Source organism: Leifsonia sp. L25 (assembly GCF_050632895.1).
The window spans coordinates 1-14420 of record NZ_JBODRZ010000006.1; the positions used below are offsets into that span (position 1 = coordinate 1).

The following is a 14420-nucleotide window of genomic DNA, read 5'->3' on the forward strand; positions in this document are numbered from 1 at the left end:
AAACGACGAGGAGAGCGAGCGGCTGACGCGGAAGGCGTCGGGGCTCACGATCCGGCAGCTCGCGCGGCGGGGGATGTCGCGGTGGGAGCTGGAGCAGTTGCTCACCAAACGGGAGATCGCTCCGGAGGTATTCGGTCCGGAACTCGACCGGCTCGAAGCGATGGGCGTGATCGACGACGCATCGCTTGCGGCGACGCTGGCGTTCACGCAGCACAGCCGCAAGGGGCTCGGGCGGTCGGCGATCGAGCTCGACCTCAAGCGGCGCCACATCGCTCCCGAGCTGATCGAGGAGGCGCTCGCGGACATCGCGGACGAAGACGAGCTGGAGCGGGCGACCGAGCTGGCCGTCAAGCGGATCGGGCTGCTCTCGTCGTACGACGACGAGACCGCGCGGCGCCGGCTGCACGGGTTCCTCGCGCGCAAGGGCTACGACTCCTCCGTGGTCCGACAGGCGATGGACGCGGCGTTCGCGACGCGTGGGCGTCGCGGCGGAGTACGGTTCCAGTAGGCGCGAACGGGGGTCGGGCGCTCGTTCGATTCCGGTCCCGGTCGAACGTAGAATCGTACGCATCATGAGCACCATCGAGTCGACCAGCGCCGAGCAGAGCACCGCCGAGCCGAGCACCTCCGAGCACTCCCGGGTCTTCGAGCCGTCCCCGGCCGCCCTCACCGAGGACGGCCGTCCGCTAACGTACGAGGTGCGCACCTTCGGCTGCCAGATGAACGTGCATGACTCGGAGCGGCTCAGCGGATCGCTGGAGGCGGCTGGCTACGTCCCCGCAGACGGGGCCGAGGCGGACATCGTCGTGATCAACACCTGCGCGGTCCGCGAGAACGCCGACAACAAGCTCTACGGCAATCTCGGCCACCTCGCAGGCGTCAAGCGCCGGCACGCCGGCATGCAGATCGCCGTCGGCGGCTGCCTCGCCCAGAAGGACAAGAACGTCATCCTCGAGAAGGCACCGTGGGTGGACGTCGTCTTCGGCACGCACAACATGGGGTCGCTCCCGGGTCTCCTCGAGCGCGCGCGGCACAACGACGCTGCGGAGATCGAGATCCTGGAGTCCCTCGAGACCTTCCCGTCCACGCTGCCCACGAAGCGCGACTCGTCGTACTCGGGCTGGGTGTCCATCTCGGTGGGCTGCAACAACACCTGCACCTTCTGCATCGTGCCGTCCCTGCGCGGCAAGGAGAAGGACCGCCGACCGGGCGACATCCTCGCAGAGATCGGCACCCTGGTCGAGGACGGCGCCATCGAGGTCACGCTGCTCGGCCAGAACGTCAACTCGTACGGCGTCGAGTTCGGCGACCGCCAGGCCTTCAGCAAGCTCCTGCGCGCCGCGGGGCAGATCGACGGACTGGAGCGCATCCGCTTCACCAGCCCGCACCCGGCCGCCTTCACCGACGACGTCATCGACGCGATGGCGGAAACGCCGAACGTCATGCCCCAGCTCCACATGCCGCTCCAGTCCGGCTCGGACCGCATCCTCAAGTCGATGCGCCGGTCGTACCGCTCGGAGAAGTTCCTCGGCATCCTCGACCGTGTGCGCGCCAAGCTGCCCGACGCGGCGATCAGCACGGACATCATCGTCGGCTTCCCGGGCGAGACCGAAGAGGACTTCCTGGAGACGATGCGCGTGGTCGAGCAGGCCCGCTTCGCGTCGGCGTTCACGTTCCAGTACTCGATCCGCCCGGGCACGCAGGCCGCCGACATGGCCGACCAAGTGCCGAAGGCGATCGTCCAGGACCGCTACGACCGGCTGATCGCCCTCCAGGAGCGCATCTCGCTTGAGGAGAACGAGCGCCTGATCGGGCGCGAGGTCGAGCTGCTGGTCGCGAACGGCGAAGGCCGCAAGGACGCCGACACCCACCGCCTGAGCGGCCGCGCCCGCGACAGCAGGCTCGTCCACTTCGAGCTGCCGGACGGCTCCGACGTGCCGCGCCCCGGAGACGTGGTCACCGTGCGGATCACCCAGGCGGCGCCGCACTACCTGATCGCGGACAGCACCGACGGTGCCCCCCTCGCCATCCGCCGCACCCGCGCGGGCGACGCATGGGACCGTGCGGAGGCCGAGTTGTGCGCGGTGCCGGCCCACGGCGACGGCGCGCAGGCGGCCGGGCGCGTGTCGCTCGGCCTGCCGACGTTGCGCCCTCGCGACCCGCTGACCTCCCCGGGCGTCGGCACGATGCCGATCTACGACCCGTCGGACGGCCAGCGCTGAGCGGCGAACGCGAGCCCGCCGCGGCCACCACGGCCGACACTGCCACCTCCATCGTCGCCGTCGTCGGCGCCACCGGTACCGGCAAGACGGAGCTCTCCCTCGCGCTCGCGGAGGCCCTCCGCGCGCAGGGCCGCGCCGCCGAGGTCGTGAACGCCGACGCGATGCAGTTCTACCGGGGCATGGACATCGGCACCGCGAAGCTTCCCCCGGCCGAGTGGCGCGGCGTGCCGCACCACCTGTTCGACGTCCTCGACGTGACCGAGGAGGCGACGGTCGCGCGCTACCAGCCGGAGGCGCGGCGGGTCGTCGACGCGATCCGTGCACGCGGGGCGACGCCCATCCTCGTGGGCGGGTCGGGGCTGTACGTGTCCAGCGTGATCTTCGACTTCCGGTTCCCGGGCACCGATCCGGAGCTCCGGGCCCGGCTGGAGGCCGAGCTGGCGGCGCACGGGCCGGGGATGCTGTTCCGGCGGCTGGTGGACGTCGACCCGCAGGCTGCGCAGCGCATCGGATCGTCCAACGGGCGCCGGATCGTCCGCGCGCTGGAGGTCGCCGAGCTGACCGGGCAGCCGGTCAGCGGCGCGCTCCCGGACGAGCCACGGTACTGGCGGCCGACCGTCGTGCTCGGGCTCGCGGCCCCGCGCGAGGAGCTCGTGCTGCGGCTGGACGCGCGCGTCGAGCGGATGTGGCGCGACGGGCTCACCGACGAGGTGCGGCGGCTGATCCCGCTCGGCCTGGAGGACGGGGTGACCGCCCGCCGCGCGATCGGCTACGCGCAGGCGCTCGCGGAGGTGAAGGGCGAGCTGACCCGCGCGGAGGCCATCGCCTCGACGCAGCAGCTCACCCGGAGGTACGCGCGCAGACAGGTGAGCTGGTTCAAGCGGTACGCCGGCCTCCATTGGCTCGACTACGACGCCCCGGACCTCGCGGCAACCGCTCTGGACGCGCTCGGCACGCGCTGAGCCGGCGGCCGATAGGCTGGGGCGATGGCGACGCTCCACTTCACCAAGGGTCAGGGGACCGGCAACGACTTCGTGCTCTATTCCGACCCGGACGGGCGCCAGCCGCTGACGCCGCAGCAGATCGCCGCGATCTGCGACCGGCACTTCGGGATCGGCGCCGACGGGGTGATCCGCGCGGTCCGCTCCACTCACCTGCCGGAGGGCGCCGAGGCGCTCGCGGAGGACGACGGCGCCGAGTGGTTCATGGACTACTACAACGCCGACGGTTCCGTGGCGGAGATGTGCGGCAACGGCATCCGCGTGTACGTGCGCTACCTGCTGGCGTCCGGGCTCGCCCAGCTCGCGGACGGCGACACCCTCGCGATCGGCACGCGCTCGGGAGTCCGCGACGTGCAGCGCAACCTCAGCGGGTTCCAGGTCGACCTCGGCCGGTGGAGCCTCGACGGCGGCGAGCCGCTGGTGCGCGCCAAGGAGCTGCCGGTCGCCCGTCCGGGCCTCGGCGTCGATATGGGCAACCCGCACGTGGTCGTCGCCGTCGCAGACGAGTCCGAGTTGGAGGCCGCCGACCTCAGCTACATCCCGCACATCGAGCCGGAGCCCGAAGACGGCGCGAACGTCGAGTTCGTCGTGCCGCAGGAGCCGCTGGTGCGCGACGGCGTCGGCCGGATCCGGATGCGTGTGCACGAGCGGGGGAGCGGCGAGACGCTGTCCTGCGGCACCGGAGCGGCCGCGGCGGCGCTGGCCGTGCGGCACTGGGCCGGTTCCGGCGCTCCGGACCAGTGGCGCGTGGAGGTGCCGGGCGGCACGGTGGGCGTGCGGATGTTCCCGACGGAGGACGGCGAGCACGTCGCCCTCTCCGGCCCGGCCGAACTGGTCTACACCGGCACCCTCGAACTCGCCTGAACGAACTCCCGAGTACGCGAGAACTCAGGCGATCCGGGGCGAACGACAGGACTTTTCGCGTACTCCTCGGTGCGGTGGGGTGGGGCGCGGGAGCGGTCAGGATGCGGCGGGTTTGCGGGTGCGCAGCACGCGGTAGCCCTTGGAGATGGCGGCGCGGGTCGTGGTCAGCTCCGGCATCGTCGCCTGGATCCAGCGCTGCAGGGAGTCGCTGCCGAGGTTGCGCTGAACGACCAGCCACGCGTCCGAGCCCGGCTCCAGGCGCGGCAGCCAGCGCTGCAGGATGTCATGCAGCTCGTTCTTGCCGACCCGGATGGGCGGATTCGACCAGATCGTGGTGAATTCCAGCGACTCGGGAACATCATCCGGCGTCACGGGGTTAACATTTGTCAGACCGAGTTTCTGCGCATTCCGGCGCACCACGTCCAGCGCTCGGGTGTTGACGTCGACCGCCCAGACGGTCGCATGAGGGGATTCGAGAGCAAGTGTGAGAGCCAAAGGTCCCCAGCCGCAGCCGAGGTCGAGGAACTGACCTCCGGGCGGCGCGGAGGGGACATGGTCGAGGAGCACTCGCGTACCCATGTCGATGCGCTCGGGGCTGAAGATCCCGTTCGCCGTCACCAGTTCGTACGTCTGGCCCGCCAGGCGTGCGGTGAACGGCCGCAGGTTCAATTCGCTCTCGGGAGCGGGTGAGAAGTAGTGATCTCCGCTGGCCATATAGAGGACCGTACAGGACGCGGACCATCAGACAAACACGGCAGAACAGACAGACTAGGGTGTACCCCACCTGGATCAGGGGACAGTGAATGACCGAACGAACAGATTTCGAAGAACAGACCGCAGAAGCGACCACCGAGCACACCGTCGACGACGTCGTCGCCCGCGTTCTCGCCACCCAGCAGAACCGCGCGACGGTGACGCTCTTCGGCTCCGGAGCCCAGGCGCTCCAGCACAACGACACCGATGGCGGCGGCCACGACGGCGAGCAGTTCGACCGCGAGGAGCGCGCCGCGCTCCGCCGCGTCTCCGGGCTCTCCACCGAGCTCGAGGACGTCACCGAGGTCGAGTACCGGCAGCTCCGGCTGGAGAACGTCGTGCTCATCGGCGTGTACTCGCAGGGCTCGCTGCAGGACGCGGAGAACTCGCTGCGCGAGCTCGCCGCCCTCGCCGAGACCGCGGGCGCTGCGGTGCTCGACGGTCTCCTGCAGCGGCGGCCGCACCCCGACCCGAGCACGTATCTCGGCCGCGGCAAGGCCGAGGAGCTCGCCGGGGTCGTCCGCGCGCTCGGCGCCGACACCGTCATCGCCGACACCGAGCTCGCGCCCAGCCAGCGACGCGCGCTGGAGGACGTGGTGAAGGTGAAGGTGATCGACCGCACGGCCGTCATCCTCGACATCTTCAGCCAGCACGCCAAGAGCCGCGAGGGCAAGGCGCAGGTCGAGCTCGCGCAGCTCGAGTACCTGCTCCCGCGTCTGCGCGGCTGGGGCGAGTCGATGTCCCGCCAGGCCGGTGGCCAGGTGGGTGGCGCGGGCGCAGGCATGGGCTCGCGCGGTCCCGGTGAGACGAAGATCGAGCTCGACCGGCGCCGCATCCACACGCGCATGGCGAAGCTGCGCAAGCAGATCGCCGGGTTCAAGCCGGCGCGCGAGGCGAAGCGGGCGAACCGCAACCGCAACTCGGTGCCGTCGGTGGCGATCGCCGGGTACACGAACGCGGGCAAGTCGAGCCTGCTCAACAGGGTGACCAAGGCGGGCGTCCTCGTCGAGAACGCTCTGTTCGCCACGCTGGATGCGACCGTGCGCCGCTCGGTGACCGCCGACGGTCGCCTCTACACGCTGGCCGACACGGTCGGCTTCGTGCGCAACCTGCCGCACCAGCTGGTGGAGGCGTTCCGCTCGACGCTGGAGGAGGTCGCCGACTCCGACGTCATCCTGCACGTGGTCGACGGCTCGCACCCGGACCCGGCGTCGCAGCTCGCGACCGTCCGGGACGTGATCGGGGAGGTCGGCGCCCGGGACATCCCGGAGATCGTGGTGTTCAACAAGGCCGACCTCATCCCGGCCGACGACCGGCTCGTCCTGCGCGGCCTCGAGCCGGGCGCGATCTTCGCGTCGGCGCGCACCGGCGAGGGCATCGACGAGGTGCTGGCGGCGATCGCGCGGTTGCTGCCGGACCTGTCCGTCGAGGTCGAGCTCGTGGTCCCGTACGACCGCGGCGACCTCGTCTCCGCGCTGCACGAGCGCGGCCGTGTGCTCTCCACCGAGTACGTCGAGGACGGCACCCGCGTGCGCGCGCGGATCATGCCGGAGTACCAGTCCGTGTTCGAGCCGTTCGCCGTCTAGAGCGGACGAGCCCCGGTCGGAGGCCGGGCGGAGAGCCACTGTGTCGTCAGATGACGCAGCGGGTTTCCGCCCGGCCTCCTGTCGTTGTTATTGTGTCCCCACAACCGAAGCGGGAGACCGCTGACGTGGTGCGACAGCCGAGCCCGGCACCCGCCCGCCCCCTCCCTTTCGACAGTGTCGATCGGCGAGGGCGCCCGTGACGCTGATCGACACCCGAGGGATCATGGACTGTACCGACGCGCGGTTCTCATTCGAGCTGTATCCTCCGCGCAATGAACGCGCCGCGGCTGCGCTGCCCGCGACGATCGACCGCCTGGCCGCGGCCGGCCCCGACTTCATCTCGGTGACCTACGGGGCCAACGGCTCGTCGCGCTCGTCGTCGCTGGAGGTGCTGCGCTACATCCTGGAGCAGACCGACGTCAGCCCGATGGCGCACCTGACCTGCGTCGGCTCCACGCACTCCGAGGCGAACCGGCTGATCCGCGAGTTCCTCGACGCCGGCATCCGGCGCTTCCTCGCGGTGCGCGGCGACCCACCTGCGGGACTCGCCCCCGGGGACGACGGCCTCGGCGACATCAAGAGCTCGTCCGAGCTCGTGCAGCTCATCCACCGGGTCCAGGCCGAGCGCGTGCCGTACGGCGCTCTCCCCGTGCCCGGACTGCGCGCGCAGGCCGTGCTCTCGCAGCGCGAGCACGTGCAGATCGCGGTCGCGGCGTTCCCGCACGGCCACCCGTCGCGGACCGTGTCGCAGGACATCGACGCCCTGCTCGCGAAACAGGCGGCCGGCGCCAACCTCGGGATCACGCAGCTCTTCTTCCACGCGGAGGACTACCTCTCGTTCGCGCAGAAGGCGAAAGAGGCCGGAGTGACCTTCCCCATCCTCCCGGGCATCATGCCCGTCACCTCGCCCGCGCGGCTCACGCGGATGCTCGAGCTCAGCGGCGAGGACCTCCCGAGCGAGCTCGCCATCCAGCTCGAGGTCGAGCCGGATGAGGAAGGCCGGCGCGAGCTCGGCATCGCGTGGACCGCGCGCCTGGCGCAGCGGCTGCTCGACGGGGGCGCCCCCGGCATCCACCTGTACACGTTCAACCAGCACACGGCCGTCCTCTCGGTACTCGAGAGGGTGGGGTTGCTGGATCCGACCCCTTCCCACACCTCCGCCCCCTCGCAGAAAGCAGGCGACCCCGCATGACCGACACCACCACCACCCGCTCCGCCTTCCCGGTGGGCACCATCATCGGCTACCCGCGCATCGGGCGGCGCCGCGAGCTCAAGAAGGCCGTCGAGGCGTTCTGGGCCGGGCAGAGCACCGCGGAGGAGCTGGAGGCCACGGCCGCCGCGCTGCGTGCCGCCACGCGCGAGCGGCTCGCCGCGCTCGGCCTCGGCCGCGATGACGCCGCGATCCCGGAGAGCTTCAGCTTCTACGACCAGGTGCTGGACGCCGCTGTGACCGTGGGCGCCATCCCGTCCCGGTTCGCGGGGCTCGCCGCCGCCGACGGCTCCGTCGACCTGGCCGGCTACTTCACGATCGCCCGCGGCGAGGGCGACAAGGCCCCGCTGGAGATGACCAAGTGGTTCGACTCCAACTACCACTACCTCGTGCCGGAGCTCGGCCCGGAGACGGCCTTCCGGCTCGCGTCCGACCACATCGTGCGGCAGTTCGAGGAGGCCCGTGCCGCCGGGTACGTGACCCGCCCGGTGATCGTCGGCCCGGTCACCTTCCTCCTGCTGAGCAAAGCCGGCGAGGAGGCGCCGCAGGGCTTCCGCCCGCTGTCGCGACTCGGCGACCTGCTCCCGGTCTACCGCGAGCTGCTGGCCCGCCTCGCCGCCGCCGGTGCGCCGTGGGTGCAGCTCGACGAGCCCGCTCTCGTCTCGGAGAGCATCGAGGAGCCGCGCACCGAGGTGCTGGAGGCGGTCCGTGCCGCGTACGCCGAGCTGGGCGGCGCGGCCGAGCGGCCGGCGCTCTTCGTCGCGGCGCCGTACGGCAGCCTGGACGACGCCCTCCCCGTGCTCGCCCTCTCGCCCGTGGAGGCGATTTCCCTCGACTTGGTGAGGGGCAGCATTCCGACGGGGCTCGATGCCGCCACGCGCAGCGCGCTGGCCGGCAAGACCCTCGTCGGCGGCGTGATCGACGGCCACAACATCTGGCGCGGCGACTTGGAGGCGGCCTTCGGAACGCTGACCGAGCTGCTGTCGCTGAGCCCCGACGTCGCCGTGTCGACCTCCACCTCCCTGCAGCACGTCCCGCACGACGTGGACGACGAGCCCGACCTCGACGCGCGTCTGAAGACCTGGCTCGCGTTCGCCGACCAGAAGGTCGGCCAGGTAGCCGTGCTCGCGCGCGGCATCGTGGACGGCCACGAGGCGGTGCAGGACGAATTGACCGCGGCGACGGCGGCGCTCGCCGACCGGGCCTCCGCCCCGGGCGTGCGCGACGAGGCCGTGCGGTCGCGCGAGGCCGCGCTCACCCGCGCGGATTTCCGCCGCGGCGAGTACGGCGCTCGGCAGGCGGCGCAGGACGAGGCGCTGCACCTTCCGTTCCTGCCGACCACCACGATCGGGTCGTTCCCGCAGACCGCGGACATCCGGCGCTCGCGCGCCCAGTTCGTCGCCGGCGTCATCGACGAGGCGGAGTACCTCGGCCGCATGCAGGCGGAGATCAAGCGCGTCGTCGACCTCCAGGAGGAGATCGGGATCGACGTCATCGTGCACGGTGAGCCCGAGCGCAACGACATGGTGCAGTACTTCGCCGAGAACCTGGACGGCTTCGCGGTCACCACGAACGGCTGGGTGCAGTCGTACGGGTCGCGCTGCACGCGCCCGTCGATCCTGTGGGGCGACGTGTCGCGGCCGAAGCCGATCACCGTCGACTGGTCGACCTACACACAGACGCTGACCGAGAAGCCCGTCAAGGGGATGCTGACGGGCCCGGTCACGATCCTCGCCTGGTCGTTCGTGCGCGACGACCAGCCGCTCGGCGAGACCGCCCGCCAGGTGGCTCTCGCGCTGCGCGATGAGATCGCGGACCTGGAGGCCGCGGGCATCCGTGTCGTGCAGGTGGACGAGCCGGCGCTGCGCGAGCTGCTCCCGCTCAAGCGCGCCGACCAGGCCGGCTACCTGGAGTGGTCGGTGGGCTCGTTCCGGCTGGCGACCTCGGGGGTGGCGGACGCGACGCAGATCCACACGCACCTCTGCTACTCGGAGTTCGGCGTGGTCATCGACGCGATCCGCAACCTGGACGCCGACGTGACCAGCATCGAGGCCGCGCGCAGCCGCATGGAGGTCGTCCACGACATCCAGCGCTCCGGCTTCGAGCACGGTATCGGCCCGGGCGTCTACGACATCCACTCGCCGCGCGTGCCGTCCGTCGCCGAGGTGACCGAGCTGCTGGAGACGGCGCTCAGCGCCATCCCGGGCCGTCAGCTCTGGGTGAACCCGGACTGCGGGCTGAAGACCCGCGGGTACGACGAGACCGTGGCGTCGCTGCGGAACATCATCGCTGCGACGCGCGACGGTGCGGAGCGGGCGGGCGTCACCGCCTGATCGCTTCCACCGGCCGAGGCCGCGCTGTCCCGTTCCGCTGTATTGTCAGATCCTGCTGGGCTGTCAGATCCTGCTGGGATGTCAGGTCCTGCTGCGCTGTCAGGTTCTGCTGTGCGCGGACGGGGGAGCGCGGCCTCCGCCGGTTCGGGGATGATGAGCGCATGGTGCGCATCCCGGACGACGAGTTCGAGCGGCTCGTGGACGACGTCTTCGACGGCCTGCCGGACGATATGGTGGGGCCGCTGGAGAACGTGGCGATCCTCATCCAGGACCAGCCGCCGGGTGCGCGGCCGCGGCTGTACGGGCTGTACAGCGGTCACCCGCTGACGCGGCGCGGGGCCTACGGGTTCGGCGAGCTGCCGGACCGGATCACGCTGTTCCGCAACAACCTCGAGGCGTCGTGCGAGACGGTCGAGCAGCTCCGTGAGCGGGTGCGCGTGACGCTCGTCCACGAGATCGGGCATTACTTCGGGCTGGACGACGCCCGCCTCCAGGAGCTCGGCTGGGCGTGAGCGTCGAACGATTCGTGCCGAATGTCTGCTCTGGGCGCGCCGAAGCCTACATTCGGCACGAATCGCCGAGGCGTCAGACGGCGCGGAGGACGGCGACGACTTTGCCGAGAATGGTCGAGTAGTCGCCCAGGATCGGCTCGAAGTTGGAGTTGCGGGGCAGCAGCCAGGTGTGGCCGTCACGCTGGCGGAAGACCTTGACGGTGGCCTCCTCGTCCAGCATGGCCGCGACGATGTCGCCGTTCTCCGCGGTGTTCTGGGCGCGGACGACCACCCAGTCGCCGTCGCAGATGGCGGCGTCGATCATCGACTCGCCGACGACCTTGAGCATGAAGAGCTCGCCGGTGCCCACGAGCTGGCGGGGAGGGGGAACACCTCCTCCACCTGCTGCTCGGCGGTGATCGGGACGCCGGCGGCGATGCGGCCGACCAGCGGGACCATCGCGGCGTCGCCGACCGGGGTCTGGCTCTCGAAGTCGGGGGTGGCCGTGGACGGGAGGTCGATGAGGATCTCCAGCGCGCGCGGCCGGTTCGGGTCGCGGCGCAGGTAGCCGCTCAGCTCGAGCTGGTTGAGCTGGTGGGTGACCGACGAGAGGCTGGAGAGGCCGACTGCGTCGCCGATCTCGCGCATGCTCGGCGGGTAGCCGCGCGTGCTCACGGAGCGCTGGATCACGTCGAGGATGGCGAGCTGCTTCTCGCTGAGGCTTTTGCGGCGCCGCGTGCGCGGAGCCTGGTTCTCGTTCGACACGCTCGTCCCTTCGTGACCGTCGCCGTCACCCGGAGGAACCGAATGTCGGTGGTGCCTGGTTGTCTTGCGTCCAGACAATCGAAACTGTATCCACAGTTCGGCTGCCCGACAAACATGTGTTCGAGTGTGTCTCGAAATTCGTGCGGGATTGTGAGCCGGGCCGCGGATTGCGGTCTCGAACATTCGAAGATATATTCGGAACAGAGCTTCGACCGAAGCCTTTGGAGGTCACGATCATGAGCGCAGTGGTTATGCACAACGTCGGGATGAACAGCGTTGCGACCGACAGCGTTGCGACCGGAAGCGCCGCGGCGCGCGTTCGGCTGCGGCTCACGCGTCGCGGGCGCGTCGTGCTGACCATGCTCGTGGCTCTGCCGATCGTGATCGGCGCGATGGTGTTCGCGCTCAACGGTGGGGGTGCTGCGGCGACCGGGGAGCAGGCGCACGTGACCTTCCACTATGTGACGGTGCAGTCGGGAGACTCGCTGTGGTCGGTGGCGTCGCGGATCGCGCCCAACGCGGACCCGCGGGATGTGATCGCCGACCTGGTGAACCTGAACGGGCTGTCGTCGGCGGTCGTCACCCCGGGGCAGCAGCTGGCGATCCCGACGCAGTACGACAAGTAGGGGTCGGGTCGCGGCCACCTCCTCGCCGCCACCACGCAGCCGCCGCTTGAGAAGGAAATTCGGTGTGACGTCCCGAGGCACTTCCTGCAGAAGGGGTGTCAGTAGGAGATTCGGGCCGATTCTCCTTCCTGCGCGGGCGCACAGCGCGGCGTCACACGGCGGAAGGCCTCAGCCGTGCTGACTACCATTGAGGGGTGACTTCTCTCTCCGATCTTCCGATTCGTGACGACCTGCGCGGTCGCACCCCGTACGGGGCCCCGCAGAAGGTCGTGCCCGTCGCTTTGAACGTGAACGAGAACACGCATCCGGTTCCGGAGGACGTCGCCGCCGACATCGTCGCGCGCGTCGCCGTCGCCGTGACCGGGGTGAACCGCTACCCGGACCGGGAGTTCACGGAGCTGCGGGAGGCGTTCGCCCGCTATCTCGGCCACGGGCTCGGCGCAGCGCAGATCTGGGCCGCAAACGGGTCCAACGAAGTGCTGCAGCACATCCTGCAGGCTTTCGGCGGGCCGGGGCGCAGCCTTCTCGGGTTCGCCCCGACGTACTCCATGTACCCGCTGCTGGCCTCCGGCACCGGCACCAACTGGATCGCGCCAGGGCGCGACGCCGACTTCGAGCTGTCGCCGGAGACCGCGGCGGCCGCCGTGCGGGAGCACGATCCGGACATCGTCATCCTCTGCTCGCCCAACAACCCGACCGGGACGCCGCTCTCGCTCGAGACGGTCGAGGCCGTCTACGCGGCGGCGCGCGGCATCGTGATCGTGGACGAGGCGTACGCGGAGTTCATGCCGGAGGGTGAGCCGTCGGCGCTCACGCTGCTCCCCGGACGCGAGCGACTGCTGATCTCGCGGACCATGAGCAAGGCGTTCGCGTTCGCGGGCGCGCGCGTCGGCTACCTGGCCGCCGATCCCGCCGTGATCGACGCGCTGCGGCTGGTGCGGCTGCCGTACCACCTGTCCGCGCTGACGCAGGCCGCCGCCCTCGGCGCGCTCGCGCACTCGGACGAGATGCTCGCGATGGTGGGCGAGATCCGGACGCAGCGCGACCGTCTCGTGGTGGAACTGGCCGAGCTCGGCTATCTCCCGCACCGCAGCGGCAGCAACTTCGTGCTCTTCGGCGGCGTGGACGACCCGCACGCGGTGTTCGAGGCGCTCCTGGAGCGTGGTGTCCTCATCCGCGACGTCGGCATCCCGAACCACCTCCGCGTCACCGCGGGCACCGAGACCGAGACGACCGCATTCCTGGAGGCGCTGCGCGCGCTCGGCCGTCCGTCCGGAGCAGTGGGGGCCGCCGCGCAGTCGGTAAGCTCGCAGTCATGACGAATCGGACCGCCCAGCTTCAGCGCGCGACCAGCGAGTCGAGCATCGAGCTCAGCCTCGACCTCGACGGCACCGGGACGTCCGACATCCACACGTCCGTGCCGTTCTACGACCACCTGCTGACCGCGTTCGCCAAGCACTCGCTCACCGACCTGACGGTTCGGGCGAGCGGCGACACCGACATCGACGTCCACCACACGGTGGAGGACGTCGCGATCGTCCTCGGCCAGGCCATCAAGAAGGCGCTCGGCGACAAGGGCGGCATCTCCCGGTACGGCGACGCCCTGGTCCCGCTGGACGAGGCGCTCGTGCAGGCCGTGGTCGACATCTCCGGACGTCCGTACCTGGTGCACGGCGGCGAGCCGGCCGGGTTCGAGTTCCACCTGATCGGCGGGCACTTCACCGGATCGATGGTGCGGCACGTCTTCGAGGCGATCGCGTTCAACGCCGGGCTGACCGTGCACGTCACGGTGGTCGGCGGCCGCGACCCGCACCACATCGCGGAGGCCGAGTTCAAGGCGTTCGCGCGCGCGTTCCGCCAGGCCAAGGCCCTCGACCCGCTCGTGTCCGGCATCCCGTCGACCAAGGGCGCGCTGTGAGCGCACCCGACGTCGTCGTCTTCGACTACGGGACGGGGAACGTCCACTCCGCGGTGAAGGCGCTGGAGGCCGCCGGCGCGAACGTCGAGCTCACCGGCAACCGTCGGCGCGCGCAGGAGGCCGACGGTCTTCTCGTCCCTGGTGTCGGCGCGTTCGCCGCGGTCATCGAGGCGCTGCGCCGGTCGCACGGCGACGAGGTGATCGACCGGCGGCTCGCGGGCGGACGCCCGGTGCTCGGCATCTGCGTCGGCATGCAGGTGCTGTTCGAGCGCGGGGTCGAGCACGGCCTCGAGAGCGAAGGGCTCGGCGAGTGGCCGGGTACGGTCGACCTCCTCCACGCCGACGTCGTCCCGCACATGGGCTGGAACACGGTCGAGGCACCGGAGGACTCCGTGCTGTTCGAGGGCATCCGCGACGAGCGCTTCTACTTCGTCCACTCGTACGCCGCGCAGAAGTGGACGCTGGAGGCCACCGGGCCGTTCCCGAAGCCGAGGGTGACCTGGGCCGAGCACGGCTCGCGCTTCGTGGCCGCGGTGGAGAACGGGCCGCTGAGCGCTACCCAGTTCCACCCGGAGAAGTCCGGCGAGGCCGGCCTGAAGCTCCTGCGCAACTGGATCGGCTCGCTCTAGCGACGATCCCCGCCCGCTCCGC

General features: G+C 70.6%; 13 protein-coding genes and 1 pseudogene. 12 read left to right on the forward strand and 2 right to left on the reverse strand.

The genetic code is table 11. The features are described from left to right. From ACRAWC_RS26565 to dapF, 4 genes are all read left to right on the forward strand, one after another. Nucleotides 1-508: regulatory protein RecX (locus ACRAWC_RS26565; RefSeq protein WP_431350159.1), on the forward strand; the 508-nt coding region annotated here is incomplete at its 5' end. Nucleotides 509-572: 64 nt separating this feature from the next. Further along, nucleotides 573-2222 carry a tRNA (N6-isopentenyl adenosine(37)-C2)-methylthiotransferase MiaB gene (gene miaB / locus ACRAWC_RS26570; RefSeq protein WP_431350160.1) on the forward strand — a complete coding sequence of 550 codons (1650 nt, stop codon included), beginning with the start codon at nt 573-575 and terminating at the stop codon, nt 2220-2222. Then, complete coding sequence (miaA, locus tag ACRAWC_RS26575) at nt 2219-3184, forward strand: tRNA (adenosine(37)-N6)-dimethylallyltransferase MiaA (RefSeq protein WP_431350244.1); 966 nt, start codon at nt 2219-2221, stop codon at nt 3182-3184. The genes miaB and miaA overlap by 4 nt, the downstream gene beginning before the upstream one ends. A 24-nt stretch (nt 3185-3208) precedes the next feature. Then, entirely contained in the window at nt 3209-4087 is an 879-nt protein-coding gene (gene dapF, locus ACRAWC_RS26580) for a diaminopimelate epimerase (protein ID WP_431350161.1), read from the forward strand. A 96-nt stretch (nt 4088-4183) separates the two neighbouring features. Here dapF and ACRAWC_RS26585 read toward each other — a convergent pair whose 3' ends face one another. After that, a complete protein-coding gene (locus ACRAWC_RS26585; RefSeq protein WP_431350162.1) occupies nt 4184-4801 on the reverse strand; it encodes a class I SAM-dependent methyltransferase in 618 nt (205 codons plus the stop codon). Nucleotides 4802-4890: 89 nt separating this feature from the next. On the opposite strand from ACRAWC_RS26585, the gene hflX reads away from it, so the two are divergent. The 4 genes from hflX (at nt 4891) to ACRAWC_RS26605 (ending at nt 10481) form a co-directional block, all read left to right on the forward strand. Further along, on the forward strand, nt 4891-6426 hold the full coding sequence (gene hflX, locus ACRAWC_RS26590) for a GTPase HflX (protein WP_431350163.1): 1536 nt from the start codon (nt 4891-4893) through the stop codon (nt 6424-6426). 196 nt (nt 6427-6622) lie between these two features. Beyond that, entirely contained in the window at nt 6623-7618 is a 996-nt protein-coding gene (locus ACRAWC_RS26595; RefSeq protein WP_431350164.1) for a methylenetetrahydrofolate reductase, read from the forward strand. Further along, nucleotides 7615-9969 carry a 5-methyltetrahydropteroyltriglutamate--homocysteine S-methyltransferase gene (metE, locus tag ACRAWC_RS26600; protein ID WP_431350165.1) on the forward strand — a complete coding sequence of 785 codons (2355 nt, stop codon included), beginning with the start codon at nt 7615-7617 and terminating at the stop codon, nt 9967-9969. Before ACRAWC_RS26595 ends, metE begins: the two co-directional genes overlap by 4 nt. Before the next feature lie 161 nt (nt 9970-10130). Next, the gene (locus ACRAWC_RS26605; protein ID WP_431350166.1) at nt 10131-10481 is read left to right on the forward strand and encodes a metallopeptidase family protein; all 351 of its coding nucleotides are present in this window, start codon (nt 10131-10133) and stop codon (nt 10479-10481) included. A 73-nt stretch (nt 10482-10554) separates the two neighbouring features. Here ACRAWC_RS26605 and lexA read toward each other — a convergent pair. Then, nucleotides 10555-11225 (reverse strand): annotated as a pseudogene (gene lexA, locus ACRAWC_RS26610) (transcriptional repressor LexA). A 236-nt stretch (nt 11226-11461) separates the two neighbouring features. On the opposite strand from lexA, the gene ACRAWC_RS26615 reads away from it, so the two are divergent. The 4 genes from ACRAWC_RS26615 (at nt 11462) to hisH (ending at nt 14398) form a co-directional block, all read left to right on the forward strand. Next, complete coding sequence (locus ACRAWC_RS26615; RefSeq protein WP_431350167.1) at nt 11462-11851, forward strand: LysM peptidoglycan-binding domain-containing protein; 390 nt, start codon at nt 11462-11464, stop codon at nt 11849-11851. A gap of 194 nt (nt 11852-12045) precedes the next feature. Further along, nucleotides 12046-13170, forward strand: a complete 1125-nt coding sequence (locus ACRAWC_RS26620) for a histidinol-phosphate transaminase (protein WP_431350168.1) — start codon at nt 12046-12048, stop codon at nt 13168-13170. Next, nucleotides 13167-13769, forward strand: coding sequence for an imidazoleglycerol-phosphate dehydratase HisB (gene hisB, locus ACRAWC_RS26625; protein WP_431350169.1), 603 nt, complete (start codon nt 13167-13169; stop codon nt 13767-13769). Before ACRAWC_RS26620 ends, hisB begins: the two co-directional genes overlap by 4 nt. Continuing rightward, nucleotides 13766-14398 (forward strand): imidazole glycerol phosphate synthase subunit HisH, encoded by a 633-nt coding sequence (gene hisH, locus ACRAWC_RS26630; RefSeq protein ID WP_431350170.1) that lies wholly within the window; start codon nt 13766-13768, stop codon nt 14396-14398. Before hisB ends, hisH begins: the two co-directional genes overlap by 4 nt. Nucleotides 14399-14420 lie beyond the last annotated feature (22 nt).

Bases quoted from the DNA above. Each gene is read 5' to 3' on its own strand.
- ACRAWC_RS26605 (WP_431350166.1), top strand. From the start codon at position 10,131: ATGGTGCGCATCCCGGACGACGAGTTCGAGCGGCTCGTGGACGACGTC.
- hisB (WP_431350169.1), top strand. From the start codon at position 13,167: ATGACGAATCGGACCGCCCAGCTTCAGCGCGCGACCAGCGAGTCGAGC.
- ACRAWC_RS26615 (WP_431350167.1), top strand. From the start codon at position 11,462: ATGAGCGCAGTGGTTATGCACAACGTCGGGATGAACAGCGTTGCGACC.
- hflX (WP_431350163.1), top strand. From the start codon at position 4,891: ATGACCGAACGAACAGATTTCGAAGAACAGACCGCAGAAGCGACCACC.
- metE (WP_431350165.1), top strand. From the start codon at position 7,615: ATGACCGACACCACCACCACCCGCTCCGCCTTCCCGGTGGGCACCATC.
- ACRAWC_RS26585 (WP_431350162.1), bottom strand. From the start codon at position 4,801: ATGGCCAGCGGAGATCACTACTTCTCACCCGCTCCCGAGAGCGAATTG.
- dapF (WP_431350161.1), top strand. From the start codon at position 3,209: ATGGCGACGCTCCACTTCACCAAGGGTCAGGGGACCGGCAACGACTTC.
- miaB (WP_431350160.1), top strand. From the start codon at position 573: ATGAGCACCATCGAGTCGACCAGCGCCGAGCAGAGCACCGCCGAGCCG.